Genomic DNA, 18,633 nt, shown 5'->3' on the forward strand with positions numbered 1-18,633 from the left:
CCCAGCCAACAATTCGCCTCTTGTCGGCTGGGACAATCAACACTACTTATTTTACTCCAAGTGGAACAACTCTTTGTCCAATTGCTGCGATTAATTCTTTTGGCATTGGGAAGCTTAGTGCTGCCGGGTCTTTCATTACGGCTGGCACCGTTTGGGCAAGATTTTCTTCCGAGATATTGTATTGTTTGAAATCCGCAGGAAGGCCAACCTTATGCTGAAGCAAACGTATCTTTTCCACGACCTTGGCTAAAGCCGCCTCAGCAGTTTCACCTTTCACCTCAACGTCTAATGCTGCAGCAAGTTCCCTTACTTTTGGCAGGTATAATGCAGGAACCATTTCCATTACAACCGGCAGGAAGACTGCATTGGCTAAGCCATGTGGAATACGGAACAAAGCACCGTAGGCGTGCGCCAGGTTGTGTACCGGAATCGCATTTAAGGCAAAGCTAAAGGCGGTTATCCCCATTAGGCTTGCTTGTAATAAATCCATTCGAGCGGCTACATTTGTGCCTTCGGCCACCGCAACTGGGAGATTTTTTTCAATTAACCGAATCGCATGCAGGGCATAAGCGTCTGTAAGGGCTGTTGCAGTTGGTGAAGCAAGGGCTTCAATGGCATGTGTTAAGGCGTCAAAGCCAGTAAAGGCCGTAATGTATGGCGGAAGTCCAACTGTTAAATCAGGGTCAAGGACAGCCATATCGGCATTAATAAATGGGTTAATAATATTAGTCTTCATTTGAATATCTTCATTAAAAATAACCGCAATCGGTGAAACCTCTGACCCTGTACCAGCCGTTGTTGGTATCGCAATATGCGGAATCGGAATAAAGTTCGCCTTTGGGAATTGTTCATACAATAGACCGCCTGGAATCGCATCTTTTATATCAGATAATCCTTTATGAAGTGCATATTTCACTCCTTTAACGGTATCCAATACACTGCCGCCGCCAACTGCCAAGAGGGCGTCTCCGCCTACTTCCTTTACATAACGGACAGCCTCATTGATACAGCGGCTTTCTGCATCCTGTGAAATATCTAGAAATTGACCAACCAACTGCGGACCACTACCATGACCAGTTAATTGAAATATTTCTGCTATCTTTTGGACAACACCGGCCGCTTCCAGCCCTCTGTCACTTAAAAGAACCACTCTTTTGACACCTAGTCCTGCAAACAAACTTGGTACCATAGCCCTCGAATTTGAACCGCTGTATATACCAGTGCGAAGCATAAACTGTGATAAGGAAGTTTTCATGATCTTCTTCACCTCTTCATTAGTTTTGACCAAACAGAATACCATACCAGTTGCGTCTTTCAAGCTCTGGAGACATAGACGTGTGCACATGCTTTGTTTGTGTATAGGCGTCTAGCGATTGCTGCCCCATTTCTCTGCCAATTCCACTTTGTTTATAACCGCCAAATGGCGCATCGCTTCTAAGCATATGCCAGTCATTGATCCAAACGATTCCAGCTTGCAGTTTTCTTGCCACCTCATACGCTTTATTGACATCTCGTGTCCAGACACCTGCAGCCAGTCCATAGATCGTATCGTTAGCCATCTTAATGGCTTCGTCTAATTCAGAATAGCGAATCACACATAAGACAGGTCCAAAAATTTCTTCCTGAGCAATTTTCATATCATTCGTTACATTGGTAAAGATCGTTGGTTCTACAAAGTATCCATCTTCACAGCCCGCTACCTTCACTTCCTTTCCACCGCAAACAAGGGTGGCTCCCTCTTGTTTACCAGCCTCAATATAAGAAAGAATACTTTCTTTTTGTTTTTTAGAAATAACTGGTCCTACATCTGTCATTGGGTCAAGCGGATTTCCTAGCTTCAACTTGCTAGTTAAAGCGACCAGACCGGCAACGACTTGATCGTACAAGGAATCTGGTACAAATAGGCGTGTTCCGCTCTCACAAAGCTGACCAGAATGTAAAAACACTCCAAACAAACTGCCTGGGAGGGCGATGCTAAGATCCGCATCTTCTAAAAGTATGTTCGGTGACTTCCCGCCTAGCTCTAATGTTGTATTTTTAATGGTTTCGGAAGCCAATCCCATAATCCTTCTTCCGACTTCTGTTGAGCCGGTAAAGGCTACCTTGTCTACCTTCGGATGGCGAACGAGCTCTTCACCTATATCAGCCCCAGGGCCTGTTACTACATTAATAACTCCTGGCGGCACAACATTGGATATTAATTCAGCCAGTTTAAGTGTGGATAAAGGGGTATAGCTTGCCGGCTTAATTACCACTGTATTACCCATTGCTAACGCAGGAGCAATTTTCCAGGTGGCAATGACCATCGGTAAATTCCAAGGTGTTATGGCCGCACACACGCCAATTGGTTCCCGCCAAACAAAATTATGTGCTGGTCCTGGAAATGGCGGTACCGGCAATGTTTCCGAGAATGGGTATTCTAGGGTAAAGTTAGCAAGTGTTTGGAACAGGTCAACCATTTGTAAAATATCACTGTTACCAATTCTACGTACTGTGCCGCCAGAACTAATCGCTTCTAAATAAGCCAACTCCTCTGCGTGCGCAGCAATCTGATAAGAAATCGCATAAAGTACTTTGGCGCGATCTTTTGGATTCATATTTTTCCAGTCGGTGTTATCAAACGCCTCTCTTGCAGCTTGGACTGCACGATCAACATCAGCTGCAGTACCTTTTGCCACTTTTGCAACAAGTTCACCAGTAGCCGGATTAAAGACATCAAAGGTTTCTTGATTGCTTGCAGGCTCCCACTTTCCATTAATAAACAGCGGGAAACTTTGAACTTCGACTTTTACTGTCATTTCCGTTCCTCCTTTTTATAAAGGCCTCTATAATACACCTAATTCACTTTCTGAGAATCTATAAATCTCTTCAATTTTTTTTCCTTTTGCACGTGCAAGGATTTCCATCCTAACTGACAGCTGTTTGAGTGTAAAATCCATCACCATTGCTGGATCACCGCCAAATGCGCTTACCTCCCTACCCGCTATTCCTTCCTCATTTAATCTAAGAGATAAAGGAGTAAGTTCAGTCATCTTCGCCGCAACAAAATCAAAGAGATGAGGGTGTTCACAAATTAATCGTTGAAGCAGGAAGGTGCCATAGCCAATATGCCGGGATTCATCCTTTTTCAAATTCCCAATGCCCTCTAAAAGACCTGGCATGATATTAGCCGTTTCTAACGCTTGGTAAAAAGAATAATAACCTGTTTCTGCTAAGACACCTTCAACAAACATGTTATAAACAACGGAGGCTTCTGCAATTGCTTCTGGAGATTGGTCTGTCACAAGACGTTCCATCGTATTTGGGAGGATTTCATAGAAGATCTTTTTATATGTTTCTGTATGGAAATGGGATAAGTCCCCTTTTTCGCCGATGGAATTCAGTATAAGCCGAAAAAACTCTGTATGCTTTACTTCTTCATATAAAAATGTTGTTAAGAACATCTCTTCCTCAAGACGTCCTTCTTTTGCAATCGCCATAATCAGCGGGAGTAAATCGAGTGTTACTGCTTCTTCCCCAGCTTGGAATTGTGAGATCAATCGAAGAATGTCTTCCTTCTGTTCATGATTTAGTGTTTTCCAATCTCTAGCATCCTGGCTAAAATCGATATCACTTGGATTCCAGGTTCCTAATCTTTTCGCCTTTTGATATAAACGAAACGGGAATGAATCCTCCATTAATCCTCTTTTACTCGTCGTTAACATTTTTCTCTTTGCCATTTTAAACCTCCTAATTACTTAATCTCTATTTCTACGACACTTTTGCGCAAATGTGTTTTTAATATTTTTCCGACACCGTTCCTTGGCAAAGCCTCGAGAAAAACAATTCTTCGCGGTGTTTTGTTTTTTGCTAAATGCTCCTGACAATAAGTGATTAATTCCTCTTCAGAAGTAACAGCACCCGGTTTCACCACCACACATGCGACCATTTCTTCACCCATTTTTTCATCAGGAACGCCAACCACAGCGACCTCAGAAACTGTTTCATGAGTATTTAAAATTTCTTCAATATCTCGCGGATAGACATTAAATCCACCACGAATAATTAAATCCTTTTTACGGTCAACAATATAGACATAACCTTCACCATCCATTCGTGCCATATCACCAGTATGTAACCAGGAGTCGATCAGGACCTTTCTTGATTCTTCAACATTTTGATAATAGCCAGGTGTCACGTTGTCACCGCGAACACAAAGCTCACCAACCTCACCACATTCGACCTCGTTACCATTGTCATCGACAATTTTCACTTCAACTCCAGGAATCGGGATTCCTACAGAGCCAGGTTTAATTTCAATTCCATTTTTATGAGCTGTCACAATAGGAGCAGCCTCTGATAACCCATAGCCTTCAAAAACCTTAGCACCAAACTTTTTTTCAAAAGCATGCAGCAAGGCCACAGGCAGTGGTGCTGAACCAGAACTTACCGATTCAAGGCTTGAGGTGTTATAGTCATCAGCATGAGGATAAGAAACTAACGCATGAATCATCGCTGGCACCGCCGAAAAGTTCCTCACTTCATATTTCTGAATTGCTTTGAATACTTCTCCACTATCAAAATTTGAAAAAATAACAATGGAGCTTCCCATTAATAAACAAATATTTGAGATCGTCAGTCCATAGACATGTGCAAGCGGCAGAACACCAATCGTTGTTCCCCGTTCAAGTTCATTATGTTTGACTGAATTTTCGGCGTTACTTGTTAAATTTTTATGAGTTAAAAGAACTCCTTTTGGATTTCCTGTAGTACCAGATGTGTAGAGAATAACAGCAGTATCGTCCTCCTTCCTCTCATTACCTGAAACAAAAGAACCTTCACTCCATACATCATAAAAGTTTAACCCACGTTCACTTTTGGGCTGATCTACTACGATAACGATTGGTTTAGAAGCTAACCCTTCAAGCGCTTTCTCTACATTTCCTAGAATAGGTGAGGAGGTAATGACTGCTTTTGCCCCAGAATTTAATGCAATATAATGCAGTTCTTTTGGATGGAGAGTAAACATAACCGGTACGATAATAGCGCCTGCCCTCGTTATCCCCTGATAAGCAAAAATAACTTCTGGACAGTTTGGCATACAAACGATAACTCTATCACCAACAGTAATACCCTTCTTCTTGAGCCCGCCTGCAAATTTGTCTGCAAATTTCTTACATTCCAAATTGGTATATTGCTTTTTTTTAAAATGTAAAAAAGGATACTCCCCAAACTTACTGATGTTAGTTTCAAGCAAATCACTTAGCCTCACAACACCAACTCCTTCTAAAGGAACTTTTTAAAAGATGATTTTCCAATTACACACGTCCCCTCTTGTGTTCTACTAAACACAAGAGGGGCATTATAAAGATATGCCCTGCTCTATAAACTAGCGCTATTAATCTACTTTGATTGGAACTATTTTTCCATCTTCAACTGCTGCGACGGATAAATCAAATTCAAATCCGCCATCTTCACCAATTTTGTCAACAGCATAGATTTTTTTATCGTCTGCTAAATTGTATAATCCAGCCTGCATATTAGCACGGATTTTCTCAACATCATCCACCGAACCAGCAGCTTTCATTGCTTCAACAAATACATGCATGCCAATATAGTTTAGTCCTGCTTCAGATCCTGGAGTTTCATTGTATTTTTCCTGGTATCGCTTCACAAAATCAGGTATGGCTGCCTCTTGGGAATCAACAAGCGGCATAACACCAATCGAGCCATTTAATAAGTCATAAGATCCTGTTACAGCCTTCATTTCATCAAATTTTGCCTGATCCATCACGATAAAGCCGCCTTTGAAGCCAAGCTCACGAGCTTGTTTTGCTACTTTCGCAGTCGGCTCAGAGGCACCACCGATAAACAATACATCTGGCTTCTCTTTGAGTGCGTTTGTTAAAATCGTGAAGAAATCTGTTTCTTTGCTAAAATCAATCGCAGAGTCATATACAACTTTACCGCCTTCTTTTTCCCAGTAAGTCTTTAAGTTGGCAGCCCAGTCCTTACCGTACTGAGAGGCGGTTGGCAGGAATGCCACATTCTTACCGAAGTTCTCCATTGCATACTCAGTGAATGGCTGTAAATACCCGTCATATCGCGGCGGGATTCGAACCGTTAATTTATTTCCAACTTCGGTAATTTGTGGTTCACTTGAATAGGCGCCAATGATAAATTTATCCAGCTGATTAAATACCTGTAACGCGAAAATTCCGCCGCTATGCGGTGTAAAAATAATCGGCGGTTTATTTTCTTGAACCAATCTCTTGGCATTAGCTCCGGCTTCATTTGGCAGGTATTTATCGTCTAAGGAAACGATATTTAATTTGTACTTCTTTCCGTTCACTTCAAAGCCGCCAGCAGCATTTACTTCATCCGCTGCCATTTTCACACCATTTAATGTTCGCTCACCATAGAAGGCAGCCGGGCCGCTTAATGGACCTGTATATCCGATATTAACGGTACCTACTTCCTCTGATTTATTGTCGTCCCCCTTTTGATCATTATCTCCGGATGTATTGGTTGAACTATTGCAGGCTGCTAGGCTGAAAATTAATACGAACACCATACTGAACATAAAACACCACTTCATTTTTCTCATGGTTTTCCCCCTTGTATTTTCATATAAATTACAGTCGCGGTACCTGGTGAAAGTGACCATCACCCCCTTAGATGACAAACAAATTTTTAAGCTCCTATGTACGCCTTCCTGACCTCATCATTCGCAAATAATTCTTGTGATGTGCCTTGAAGGACAATGGAGCCACTTTCAAAAACATAGCCTTTATCTGCAATTTTTAAAGCAGCGTTGGCATTTTGCTCTGCCAAGAGGATCGTGGTCCCCTCACGATTGATTTGCTGAATAACCTCAAACATTTGCTCCACAATCAATGGAGCAAGACCAACCGATGGTTCATCGAGAAGCATCAATTTCGGTTTCGACATTAACGCTCTGCCTATGGCAAGCATTTGCTGCTGCCCGCCACTTAATGAACCGGCAGCGTCGTCTTTTTTATCATGGAGGATTGGGAAAAGTTCATAGACGTGCTGTAAAGACTTTTTAATTTCATCCTTCTTCCTTCTGTGAACAAAAGCACCCATTCTTAAGTTTTCCTGGACAGACATCGCAGGAAAAAGCTTTCTTCCTTCTGGACATTGACCAATCCCTAATTGAACAATTTTGTCCGCGGACACCTTGTTTAATGACTTTCCTTCAAAAAGAATTTCTCCTTCTGCTGGCTTGTTTAGCCCGCTGATCGCACGAAAGGTAGTGCTTTTGCCGGCACCATTTGAACCTAACAGGACGACGATTTCTCCCTCTTTCACTTCGATGTTTAAACCGTGCACCGCGGCAAAACTGCCATATTTGACCGAGATGTTTTTCAAACTAAGCAATTGCCCCACCTCCCAAATAAGCCTTTATGACAGCCTGATTATTCTGGATGTCTTCAGGTTTGCCCTCTGCAATCTTTTCTCCATAATTCAATACCATAATTTTGTCAGCTAGCTTCATAATCATTTGCATTTTGTGTTCAATCAGACAAACGGTAATTCCCTTAAGCGCCATTTTTTTCATTAACACCGCTAACCCCTCGGTCTCATCGGGATTAACTCCTGCCGCAGGTTCATCAAGAAAGACGATTTCAGGGTTAGTGGCCAGTGCTAATGCAAACGCTGTTCGTTTTTTCTCCTCCTGTGTTAAACCTGCAACGGGTTTATATGCTACTTTTTGTAATTCAACAAACTCAATTACCTCCATAGCTTTTTCACGGCAAAGGGCTTCTTCTGTTTTAAGTCGCTTCGTCCGGAAGATCGCATCAAATAAATTGGAATTTGTTCGTAACCTATGACCGACAATAATATTATCCAATACGCTAGATTGCTCGAATAGATTCGTCGTTTGGAAGGTCCGTGCAACCCCTAACTGTGCTATTTTATTAGAAGGTAATTTAGTAACATCGTGTCCTTTGAAGATAACCTGCCCCGAACTTGGAGGATGAAAGCCGCTGATTAAGTTGAAAAAAGTCGACTTACCAGCACCATTGGGACCAATGATGGCGTTAATTTTTCCTTGCTCTATCGTAAAGTCAACATTGTTAACAGCCACTAATCCACCAAATTTTTTTGTTAACTTCTTCGTTTCCAAGAAAATCATCCCTTACCCCTCCTTTACTTGTTCTTCAGGCAGTTTCTTAGCACGAATGATTGGTTGATGAAAAGAGGCCTTTCGTTTTTGAGTCCAGCTTACGACTGCTCCGACAATTCCGCGCGGATAGAATATAATTAACAGAGTTAACACGGGTCCGAAAACGAGCATCCGATAATCCTGTAAAAATTGAAGCCGCTGTGATAGGACAACAATTAAGATCGTACCAACAATGGGACCACTTAAGGTTCCAATTCCTCCAACTAGTAAATAGGTTAGAAAATCAAACACAATCGCGATTGAACCAATATCTGGTCCAATAAAACGGACAAAAGAGGCATACAGTGCTCCAGATAACCCCGCAATTACTGTTGATATCACGAATACCGTTAGTTTATTTTTCATGGTCGAAATCCCGATAGTTTGCGCCAAATCTTCACTATTACGAATTGCGATATAGGTTCTGCCTGAAAGTGAATGAACGATTCGATACATGATGAGGACGACTAGGAGTAGGAAGAATAGAACTAAGTAGTAGTGGCTTTGTAAGGTTTCAAAAGAAAGTGGTCCGATGTTTGCCGGTGCAGGAATTCCAATCAGCCCCCGAACACCTTCGGTTAAGCTGTCCCATTTATCAATGACAAGATAGATAATATAGCCAACACAGAGCGTATAAATCGCAAAAAAGTGCTCCTTTGTCCTAAGCGAGATGAGGCCGACAAAGAAACCAATGACCCCCGTAATAACTAGGGATAGAAAAAGTGCTGGCCAGAAATTCATTTCTGCTTTGACGGTTAATAAACCAAGTGAGTAGGCTCCTATTGCAAAGAACCCTGCATGTGCCAAGGAAAGATAGCCAGTATAACCCGCAAGCAGATTAAGGCCGTAAACACCAATCATCCAAATAAAGGAAAGTGTCATCACGTGGATGAAATAATCATTCTGACTGATTATTGGAAAGATAATGGCTAATAAAATAAGGACAAGGATAGCAATTCTTTGAACTTTTGCCATTAATGGCCCCCCTTTGAAAACAGACCTGTAGGTTTAACAGATAGTATTAGAACGAGGAGGACGAAGGCAATGATATCCTTATAATCATTGGAAATATAGGTTGCCCCTAAACTTTCACTAAATCCTAAAATATAGCCGCCTAAAATGGCTCCAGGTACACTTCCCATACCGCCAAGGATGATGATAACAAACGCTTTTAAAATGACTAGCTGTCCCATCGCTGGAAATACAAGATTGATAGGTGCACTTAACGACGCAGCAATAGCGGCTAAACCACCCGATATCATGAATGTAAGCATGGCGACTCTATTCGTGTTGATTCCTACTAAATTTGCACCTTCTCGATTTTGTGACATTGCAATAATGGTTGAACCGGTAAAAGTTTTTTTCAAGAATAAAGTTAGTAGAATCATAACGACTATGGCAGAAATAACAATAAGCAAGCGCTGCATAGTAAACGTTAATCCAAAAATCTGTACAACTTGACCATATGGAGTTGGCATGCTTTGGAATTCTGCCCCCCAGACGAATTGAGCGAAAGCTTCTAAGAATAAGAGGATCCCAATCGCTGCAATCTTATCATGGATCGGCGGCGCTTCTCTAAGAGGATGGAAAACAAATCGTTCCATAAAGACACCTATCATACCAACAACCAAAATCGATACAAATATAGCAATCCAGTAATGTAACCCGTATTTGGTCATCATCGTTAACGTTATGTATCCACCCATCATATAGAGCGCACCGTGTGCAAAATTCGGTATGTGGAGGATCCCATAAACGAGTGTTAAGCCTAAAGCCACCAGACTGTAAACGCTTCCAATTGTCAAGCCGTTAAATAATTGCTGAATAAGAATCTCCATTGGTTCCCTCCTTCTTTATCCAACGATTTCATATGGGAGCAAACCCGAGATTGGCTACTCCCATAAGGCATTACTGACCCTTATAAAGTTTTAAAACATTCACATTAAGAAGATGGAAAATAGTGTCCATTATTTCTGCCTTAAACACTTTTACTCTCTTTCGATTATAGTAGCGATCCCTTGACCCCCACCAATACAAGCCGTTATGAGCGCATATCTTCCATTTGAACGTTTAAGTTCATAAACTGCTTTGGTTGCTAAGATGGCGCCTGTTGCTCCAAGTGGATGACCATGTGCGATGGCACCGCCATTGATATTTACTTTATTCAAATCCATATTAAGCTCACGATTACACGCAAGTACCTGTGCTGCAAAAGCTTCATTGATTTCTATCAGATCCATGTCGGCTATAGAAAGTCCAGCCTTTTCTATAACTTTCCTTACGGCAGGAACAGGTCCAATTCCCATGATATTAGGATCAACCCCTGCAATTGCATAAGAACGGATAACCGCTAGCGGCGTGATAGCTAATTCCTCTGCTTTTTCTCTAGACATAATCACAAGAGCGGACGCTCCATCATTTAATCCGGAGCTATTACCGGCGGTTACAGTACCGCCTTTGAGGAAAGCTGGCTGTAGCTTTGACAATGCCTCAATCGTCGTTTGCGGGCGTGGATGTTCATCTGTTTTAAAGATGAATGGTTCACCCTTTTTTACTGGAATGGAGATCGGAACGATTTGTTCATTAAAGCGTCCTTCTTCCATAGCAGACTTCATACGCTGTTGGCTCGTCTGCGCAAATTCATCCTGTTCTTCTCTCGTAATCTTATATTTTTTAACTAGATTTTCAGCTGTTATTCCCATAGGAGGATCTCCGATGTCGTTTGGTGATAGTTGTGATTTCCTAAAGCTTGGGGGCGTAGCGCTATATGGCTTTTCTGGGCGATCCATCAAATACGGAGCCCGGCTCATACTTTCCGTACCACCGGCAATAAAGATATCACCATCGCCAGCCCAAATAGCTTGTGCTGCCAGATTAATGGCATTTATTCCGGAACCGCACTGGCGATCTACCGTTAAACCAGGTAAATTTATTGATAGTCCTGTCTGTAATGCTGTTAATCTAGCAATATTTCCCCCGCCTGATAAAACATTCCCAAAGATAACATCATCTATCATTTCTGGATCAATATTTGCGCGCTTCACGGCTTCTTTCATTACCTCTGTACCTAACACATGCGCTGGAATCGTTGCAAGAGCACCACCTTGCCTGCCAATTGCTGTCCTTACAGCTGAGACGATAACTGCATCCCTTTTCATTTCTCTTCACCCCTTCTATCAAGTGATTACTCTACATAGCGTGTGCGCCGCCATCCACAACAACAATGTCTCCTGTGATAAAATCAGATGCGGGTGCCGCTAGGAATAATGCTACTCCTTTTAGGTCAGTATCTGAACCAAACTTACGCAATGGAGTGCCTTGTAGAATCCCTTCGCCGCCCTTCTCTAGCAATCCCTTTGACATTTTCGTAGGGAAAAACCCTGGCGCTATTGCATTGACATAAACACCGTGCGGACCCCATTTAACCGCTAAATCCTTTGTAAAAGTAATGACTGCTCCTTTAGAAGTATTGTAGCCAATCGCATTCATATAATCAGGATTACTTCCCTTAAGACCTGCTACAGAGGCAATGTTTATGATTTTTCCTGATTTTTGCTCTAGCATAACTTTTCCCACAGTCTGTGACATAAGGAATGTTCCTGTTACATTGACGTCGATTACTTTCTTCCAAGCCTCAAGCGGCATTTCTTCAGCAAGTGCCCCCCAAGTCGCACCACTATTATTTACTAAGATATCGATTCTCCCAAACCTTTCTAACGTAAAGTCAACTACATTCTTTACATCCTCTGGATTGGTTACATCACATTTTATAGCAAGGCTATCCACACCGATTTTCTTTAATCCTTCACTTACTTCCTGACACGCCTCAAGTCTCCTTGAACATACCACTACATTGGCACCGGCCTCCGCAAATCCTTCAGCGATTTGCTGACCTAGACCTCGTCCACCACCAGTCACAATGGCAACCTTTCCTGTTAAATCAAATAACTCTTTTACATGCATCGACGTTTCCTCCTATAACCATATTTACTTACTCTATTAAGATTTTACATACTAACTAGTTAGTATGTTACTAAAGACATAATATACAAAATATTTGTAATATTCAATACTATTCTTTCACCAAATTTCTCGTTTCTATTGGTAAAAAAAATTCAAATCAGCTCTACCATGATGGCCATGCCTTGGCCACCGCCGACACATAGGGTAGCGATACCCCTTTTTTGCTGACGACGAATCAATTCATACACTAAAGCTGTCATGATCTTTGCCCCGGAAGCGCCAAGTGGATGTCCAAGTGCAATGGCACCGCCATTGACGTTTACCTTTGCCTTATCTAAATTTAATTCTCGTATTACAGCTATTGCCTGGGAGGCGAATGCCTCATTTAATTCAAATAAGTCAATATCCTCAAGTGATAGATTAGTACGTTCTAGTAGCTTTTTCACTGCAGGTACAGGTCCGATTCCCATTACCTCAGGTGAAACCCCTGTAATCGCCCAATCTACGATTCTAGCAATTGGTTTTAATCCTAGGGACTTAGCATATTCATCTGAGGTTAACACCATTGCTGCCGCACCGTCATTTCTGCCACATGAATTACCTGCTGTAACGGTTCCATTTTCTTTAAATGCAGGCTTAAGCTTTGCCAGGGATTCAATCGTGGTTTCCGGTTTAGGATGTTCATCATGTTTAACCAAGATTGTACCTTTTTTCGTTTTTACTTCAACTGGAATAATTTCTGCATAAAATCGGTTACTTTCAATCGCACTGAGAGCACGGTGTTGACTTTCTAATGCATATACATCCTGTTCTTCCCGCGTAATCGAGTATCGTTCTGCAACAATTTCTGCGGTGATACCCATGCCAAGATGGTATCCATATTGCTCTGTTGGCTGCTGGCCCACTTCAGTGTTAGAATCAACCAGTTTAGGATTATCACCGCCAAAACGAGAATTTCTTAGATAGATCGGCGCATTGCTCATGCTTTCGGTACCGCCGGCAACCACAATATTTGCATGTCCAAACGCAATTTGCTGAGCAGCTGAAGCAACCGCCTGCATACCAGAAGCACAGAGACGATTTACAGTGAAAGCAGGTGACGTTTCTGGTACGCCGGCTCGTAGTGCGGCTACTCTCGCAACATTGGAACTCTCTGTGGTTTGCCTTACTTCCCCTAGTATTACTTCATGTACTTGGCTAGCTGCGATACCTGCTTTGTCGATGGCTTCTTTAATGACGATTGAACCCAGCTGTCCAGAATTAAGACTTCTTAATGCGCCGCCATATCTCCCCACCGGCGTCCGAACCGCACTAAGAATTACGATATCTTTCACGGTCATACCTCCTTTATCTGTTGAGTAGCTCCAAAGTTTCCTGCATTAACCCAAATGCTCTTTTTGAATGTTTTTCGGTGACTCCAAGCTTCCTGAATTGACCCAACTGCTCTTTCTAAATGCACTTCGGTCACTATAATCCGCTATACTCAATATCCAGTTGCGATGCGATGATATTTTTCTGTATCTCCGAGGTCCCTTCATAAATCCTCGTAATTCGTGCATCCCGATAAAATCTTTCAACAGGATAATCCGCAATATAGCCAAGTCCCCCATGGATCTGAACAGCTTTATCCGCCACCCTGTTATACACCTCTGACCCATAAAGCTTTAACATTGCAGCTTCTTTCATAACTTTCATTCCTTGGTCAACCATCCATGCCACACGGTAGGTAAACGAACGCAGTGCCTCAATTTCGACCGCCATTTCCGCTAACATATGGCTGACTGCCTGGTGTTTGATGATCGGGGTGCCAAATTGGATACGTTCTTTCGCGTACCTCACAGACATGTCTAGCAATTTTTGACAGGAACCAAGATTCCTAGACGCTAAACCAGCACGACCATTTGTTAATATTTTCAACGCATTGACATAGCCCTGCCCCTCGGTTCCAAGGACATTTTCCAGAGGTACCTCACAATCTTCGAAAATTAATTCTGCCGAATGTGAACCTCTTAATCCCATTTTCCGCTCCACTGCCCCAATTTGAAAGCCAGGAAAATCCTTTTCAACGATGAACGAAGTTATCCCTTTTGCTCCTTTTCCCGGGTCAGTAACCGCCATTACCGTAAACACACTGGCTTCAGTTGCATTAGTGATATAATGCTTCAACCCTTTGATAAGGAATTTATCTCCTTTTCGGACTGCCGTAGTTTTTAAATTGGCGGCATTCGAGCCGGCATCCGGCTCCGTTAGAGCAAAAGCTCCCAATTTTTCACCGCTCGCCATTGCAGGAAGGTATTTTTTCTTTTGTTCCTCATTACCCATTTCCACTATCCCCACTGTACCAATTCCTGTATGAGCACCAATTAAAGTGGTATAGCCGTTGTGCGTTTGACCGATTTCCTCATATAATGCACATTTTCCAACCATTCCAATTCCCAGTCCGCCGTACTGTTCCGGAATACTGAGACCGAAAAGTCCGATTTCCCTTGATAATTGAATAATTTTTTCGGGAATTTTATTTTCTTCTTCAATTTGCATGGCAACAGCTTCTACTTCGGTTTGAATGAAATCACGCACATTCTTTTTTAAAAATAAGATATCCTCATCAAATTCAAAGTTCATCTTAATCACCTCATTTCATCCATCTCTACTATAATAAACCCAGCCAATAAGCATGTATCTCTCTTTTGACCGGGTTATTAATGACTACTTAGAATTGGTTAAACAAAACTTCCCCTTTTAAAACTTCATTTCCATTTTGGTTTACAGCTTGAACCTGAAAGCATAATTTATTGTCAACTACTTCTTTTAAGGTTGCTTTAAGAGTAATGACATCATTTAAAAAGACCATTCCTTTAAATCGGATCGAATAATCCTGAATAAAGCCATCTTCAAAATACGGCGTGAAAAGCTTTGCAAGATTGCCCATTGTCCACATACCATGAGCAATAATCCCTGGTAATCCGGCTGTTTTCGCTTCCTCATCGATCGTATGAATCGGATTAAAGTCACCGGAGGCACCTGCATATTTTATTAAATCAATCCGTGAGACCGGGTCTAACTGAATTTCTTTAAGTGATTCACCAACTTGTAATTGCATAAGAGTACTCATTTTGTCAGCACCTTCCTCACAGCTTCAGAAATAACAACCGTTGATGTTGAACTAAATATCACGTTTCCAGCTGCATCTTCACCAAAACTTTCCAAGACAAGAAAACCCATATCACCAAAATTACCTTTTTTCTCAAAGTATTTCTTCACTTCGGAATAACAAAGAAGTTCTTCACCAACGACAAGCGGTCGCTTATAATGAAAGGTTTGCTCTCCATGAATTAATCCTTTATTTGGCAGATTTAATCCCTCAATCACACCATAATCAAACGTCCTCGGGAAGGTAGGCGGGGCAATATTATTTTGATACCTTGAATTTCTGCCTACTTCTTCATCAAAGTAGATAGGATGGAGATCTCCAATTGCTTCTGCAAATTTTTTAACTGCTCCTCTCTCGACAACGTTCTTCACTTTATTTGAGCGTTTACCAACTGTTTCATTAAACAATTTATCTTCGCCTCACTTTATCGATTAATTTTTTGGTCCGCCGGCAACATAAATAACCTGACCATTTACAAAAGAAGATTGTTCATCGGCAAAGAATGCCACTGCATTGGCGATATCTGCAGGCTTTCCACTTCTTCCAACAGGAATGCTCGCTACACTGTGCTGAATTAATTGTTCAAATGGAACACCAATTCTATCAGCGGTTTCCTTTGTCATTTCAGTCTCAATAAACCCAGGTGCAACAGAGTTTGCCGTAATTCCATATCTCCCCAGCTCTATCGCAAGTGTCTTTGTGAAGCCCTGTAATCCTGCTTTTGCTGCAGCATAGTTTGCCTGACCACGATTGCCAAGAGCTGAAGTCGAAGATATATTAATAATACGGCCATATTTATTTTCCACCATGTACTTTTGTGCTGCTCGTGCGGCATTAAATGATCCTTTTAAATGAACATCCATGACCGTCTGCCAATCTGAGTCTGTCATTTTAAAAAGTAAGTTATCGCGAATTACTCCTGCATTATTAACAAGAATATCAATCGATCCAAATGCATCGTACGTCTCCTTGATCGCACCTTCTACCTGTTCAGCATCCACTACATTTGCCACCTTTGAAAAAACATCATAGCCTTTTTCTCTTAGTTCATTTGTTGTCGCAGCAAGTGCTTCTTCATTTAAATCAATAAACGCTACCTTCGCGCCTTCTTCTGCGAAACGTTCAACAATCCCTTTTCCAATTCCACGGCTCCCGCCTGTTACAAATGCCACTCTTCCTGAAAATCTACCTGCCATTTCTCTTCCTCCTAATCAAAATCTATCAACCTGGTTTTTTAGATAACGCTTTCAAAATTAATCATACGTATTGCCCTACTTTAACATGTCCTTTAATTAGATTTCTTGCAATAATCATGCGTTGAATTTCGTCTGTACCGTCATAAATTCTCCAAAGTCTTGCTTCACGGTACCAGCGCTCGATTGGTAATTCCCTTGTATAGCCCATTCCTCCATGAATTTGCAGAACGCGGTCGACCACATTATTCCCCATATTCGCGCCATAAAGCTTTGCCATCGAAGCTAGGTGGCGATTATCTTCTCCGTTATCAAGCGTGAAGGCCGCATTTAATACCAGCCACTTAGCAGCTTCAATCTCAACCGCAGAGTCAGCAATTTGCCACTGTATAGCCTGTCTTTCTGCAATTGGCTTTCCAAAGGTGATCCGTTCCTTCGAATAATCAATGGCCATTTGTAATAAGCGCTCTGCTGCACCTACAGCTCTGGCACCGACTACCCATCTCGCAAATCCTATCCATTCCAATCCTAGATTGTAACCTTTGTGTAATTCACCAAGGATATTCTCATCTGGTACTCGAACATTCTCAAATACTAGGCCGGCTGGTCCCCATTCTCCCATGGTATGTATATACTCAGATTTCCAGCCCATATCTCGGTCGACAATAAAGCAGGTGACACCTTCTCGCCCCTGTGTGGATTGGTGCAGGTCTTTATCTGTGATGGCAATTGCCATGACAAAGTCTGCTTCATTTCCACCTGTAATGAATGTTTTTTCACCATTCAACACCCAGTCATTTCCATCTTTCACTGCTGTCATTTTAATATTCCTAGTATCTGATCCTGCACCTGGCTCTGTCATCGCAAAGCAAGACTTCTTCTCACCGTTAATAGTAGGAATTAAGTATTTCTTCTTTTGTTCTTCATTACCGTAATAAAGGATATTGTCTGCGGATCCGCCAAAGCTAAATGGGACAAACGTCTTTGAAACCTCCATCAATACAATTGCCATCATCATTTGCCCTAGGTCTGCTCCGCCATACTCCTCTGGCGTATTTATGCCCCAAAAGCCAGCTTCCTTCGCTTTTAACTGAAGTTCTTTGAGTACTCCAGGTGGAAGACTCGGCTTACCTTCTCTTTCATTTCTTAGTACTTCATTCTCAAGTGGAATTAACTCTTTTTCTACGAATCTTCTAATTGTTTTTTGGACCATCTTTTGTTCATCTGTCAAACGTAAATGCATACCTTTCACTCCATTCATTTTTTTAGAATTTAGTATAATAGCCGCTAAATATAATTATGCTGGCAAAACCGGATACATACCTACCGGTTGGTATGTTAGTTTAATTTTATTCTGAACTTTCAGATAACACAAGTTTTTTATTATATAAATCTTATTTTCTCTTATCCAATCATTAAGTTAACCACAGGAAAAACAGCAAGTTATATCTTTAACTTGCCGCTTTCCTTAAAATGATCCCGGTTCCGAGAAAATCCTCCACCCATTTTCGGTTTTTTGAAAGCTAATATGGACAAATTCATAGGAATTCGTATCTCCCAACGGAACTTTCAAATCAATCTCCATTTCATTTCCCTTATTCTTCTTTTGGATAACCTCTGCTCGGTCGTAGTTTAAAAGTGAGTCCCCATACCCATAATCTTTTCCATATCCTGCCCCCGAGCCGATACAATAATAATTGGCAATTCCGGATGACTTTCTCTTAGCCTGGTACAAATCTCAAACCCATCCATTAGGTCAAAAATTTCTACTTTGTTTATCATCCGCTGATTCACCCCTTTTTGTTTCCGAAAGAAGTCAATCGCTACATTGCGAGCAATTGCAATCAGCCATGTTTTTTCTGCTCTCACCCTTGAACTGCTGGTACGATTTTAGAACACGTATATATACTTCTTGAACAAGGTCCTCCGCCTGCTCTCGGTTCTGGACCATATAATAAAGAAAATTAAATAAATCATAATGATATTTTTTATATAATTTATTAAAAATTGTTTCCACAGATATCTCACCCGCCTTTAATCTTCCTGTACATCATACTTTTTTTTACCAAAAAAAGGGTTACACATTGGTAACCACTTTTCTACGTGGTTGTTACCAATTTGTAACCTTTTTAATGTAATTATGTAGATTTCCAGTA

Annotated in this window: 18 protein-coding genes and 1 pseudogene; all 19 read right to left on the reverse strand. The window is 41.5% G+C overall.

The features are described 5' to 3' along the window. Window positions 1-46: 46 nt before the first annotated feature. A complete protein-coding gene (locus tag QFZ31_RS08680) occupies window positions 47-1,255 on the reverse strand; it encodes an iron-containing alcohol dehydrogenase (RefSeq protein WP_307302485.1) in 1,209 nt (402 codons plus the stop codon). A gap of 19 nt (window positions 1,256-1,274) precedes the next feature. Beyond that, window positions 1,275-2,798: an aldehyde dehydrogenase family protein gene (locus QFZ31_RS08685; protein WP_307302487.1), complete on the reverse strand. Its 1,524-nt coding sequence runs from the start codon at window positions 2,796-2,798 to the stop codon at window positions 1,275-1,277. Between the two features lie 27 nt (window positions 2,799-2,825). Then, the gene (locus tag QFZ31_RS08690) at window positions 2,826-3,719 is read right to left on the reverse strand and encodes a R2-like ligand-binding oxidase (protein ID WP_307302488.1); all 894 of its coding nucleotides are present in this window, start codon (window positions 3,717-3,719) and stop codon (window positions 2,826-2,828) included. A gap of 14 nt (window positions 3,720-3,733) precedes the next feature. After that, the gene (locus tag QFZ31_RS08695) at window positions 3,734-5,251 is read right to left on the reverse strand and encodes a long-chain-fatty-acid--CoA ligase (RefSeq protein ID WP_307302490.1); all 1,518 of its coding nucleotides are present in this window, start codon (window positions 5,249-5,251) and stop codon (window positions 3,734-3,736) included. A gap of 126 nt (window positions 5,252-5,377) precedes the next feature. Further along, window positions 5,378-6,586 carry an ABC transporter substrate-binding protein gene (locus tag QFZ31_RS08700; protein ID WP_307302491.1) on the reverse strand — a complete coding sequence of 403 codons (1,209 nt, stop codon included), beginning with the start codon at window positions 6,584-6,586 and terminating at the stop codon, window positions 5,378-5,380. Window positions 6,587-6,672: 86 nt separating this feature from the next. Continuing rightward, window positions 6,673-7,380 (reverse strand): ABC transporter ATP-binding protein, encoded by a 708-nt coding sequence (locus QFZ31_RS08705; protein ID WP_306073927.1) that lies wholly within the window; start codon window positions 7,378-7,380, stop codon window positions 6,673-6,675. After that, window positions 7,373-8,140 (reverse strand): ABC transporter ATP-binding protein, encoded by a 768-nt coding sequence (locus QFZ31_RS08710; protein ID WP_373459836.1) that lies wholly within the window; start codon window positions 8,138-8,140, stop codon window positions 7,373-7,375. The genes QFZ31_RS08705 and QFZ31_RS08710 overlap by 8 nt, the downstream gene beginning before the upstream one ends. Window positions 8,141-8,143: 3 nt before the next feature. Beyond that, on the reverse strand, window positions 8,144-9,145 hold the full coding sequence (locus QFZ31_RS08715) for a branched-chain amino acid ABC transporter permease (protein ID WP_307302492.1): 1,002 nt from the start codon (window positions 9,143-9,145) through the stop codon (window positions 8,144-8,146). After that, entirely contained in the window at window positions 9,145-10,008 is an 864-nt protein-coding gene (locus tag QFZ31_RS08720; RefSeq protein ID WP_307302493.1) for a branched-chain amino acid ABC transporter permease, read from the reverse strand. The genes QFZ31_RS08715 and QFZ31_RS08720 overlap by 1 nt, the downstream gene beginning before the upstream one ends. Window positions 10,009-10,158: 150 nt before the next feature. Further along, entirely contained in the window at window positions 10,159-11,328 is a 1,170-nt protein-coding gene (locus tag QFZ31_RS08725; protein ID WP_307302496.1) for a thiolase family protein, read from the reverse strand. Window positions 11,329-11,359: 31 nt separating this feature from the next. Beyond that, entirely contained in the window at window positions 11,360-12,133 is a 774-nt protein-coding gene (locus QFZ31_RS08730; RefSeq protein WP_307302497.1) for an SDR family oxidoreductase, read from the reverse strand. Window positions 12,134-12,285: 152 nt separating this feature from the next. After that, a complete protein-coding gene (locus tag QFZ31_RS08735; RefSeq protein ID WP_307302499.1) occupies window positions 12,286-13,473 on the reverse strand; it encodes a thiolase family protein in 1,188 nt (395 codons plus the stop codon). 127 nt (window positions 13,474-13,600) lie between these two features. After that, on the reverse strand, window positions 13,601-14,755 hold the full coding sequence (locus QFZ31_RS08740; protein WP_307302500.1) for an acyl-CoA dehydrogenase family protein: 1,155 nt from the start codon (window positions 14,753-14,755) through the stop codon (window positions 13,601-13,603). A gap of 88 nt (window positions 14,756-14,843) precedes the next feature. Continuing rightward, window positions 14,844-15,245: a MaoC/PaaZ C-terminal domain-containing protein gene (locus tag QFZ31_RS08745; RefSeq protein ID WP_307302502.1), complete on the reverse strand. Its 402-nt coding sequence runs from the start codon at window positions 15,243-15,245 to the stop codon at window positions 14,844-14,846. Further along, entirely contained in the window at window positions 15,242-15,691 is a 450-nt protein-coding gene (locus tag QFZ31_RS08750) for a MaoC family dehydratase N-terminal domain-containing protein (protein WP_307302504.1), read from the reverse strand. Before QFZ31_RS08750 ends, QFZ31_RS08745 begins: the two co-directional genes overlap by 4 nt. A gap of 24 nt (window positions 15,692-15,715) precedes the next feature. After that, window positions 15,716-16,480 (reverse strand): 3-oxoacyl-ACP reductase FabG, encoded by a 765-nt coding sequence (gene fabG / locus QFZ31_RS08755; RefSeq protein ID WP_307302506.1) that lies wholly within the window; start codon window positions 16,478-16,480, stop codon window positions 15,716-15,718. Between the two features lie 61 nt (window positions 16,481-16,541). After that, the gene (locus QFZ31_RS08760; RefSeq protein WP_307302508.1) at window positions 16,542-17,720 is read right to left on the reverse strand and encodes an acyl-CoA dehydrogenase family protein; all 1,179 of its coding nucleotides are present in this window, start codon (window positions 17,718-17,720) and stop codon (window positions 16,542-16,544) included. A gap of 225 nt (window positions 17,721-17,945) precedes the next feature. Beyond that, the gene (locus QFZ31_RS33810) at window positions 17,946-18,212 is read right to left on the reverse strand and encodes a DL-endopeptidase inhibitor IseA family protein (RefSeq protein ID WP_373459837.1); all 267 of its coding nucleotides are present in this window, start codon (window positions 18,210-18,212) and stop codon (window positions 17,946-17,948) included. A 62-nt stretch (window positions 18,213-18,274) separates the two neighbouring features. Further along, window positions 18,275-18,494 (reverse strand): annotated as a pseudogene (locus tag QFZ31_RS08765) (sigma-70 family RNA polymerase sigma factor); the annotation flags it as partial. Window positions 18,495-18,633: the final 139 nt, after the last annotated feature.

The sequence above is a fragment of the Neobacillus niacini genome, assembly GCF_030817595.1.
Classification (GTDB): Bacteria; Bacillota; Bacilli; order Bacillales; family Cytobacillaceae; genus Neobacillus; species Neobacillus niacini_G.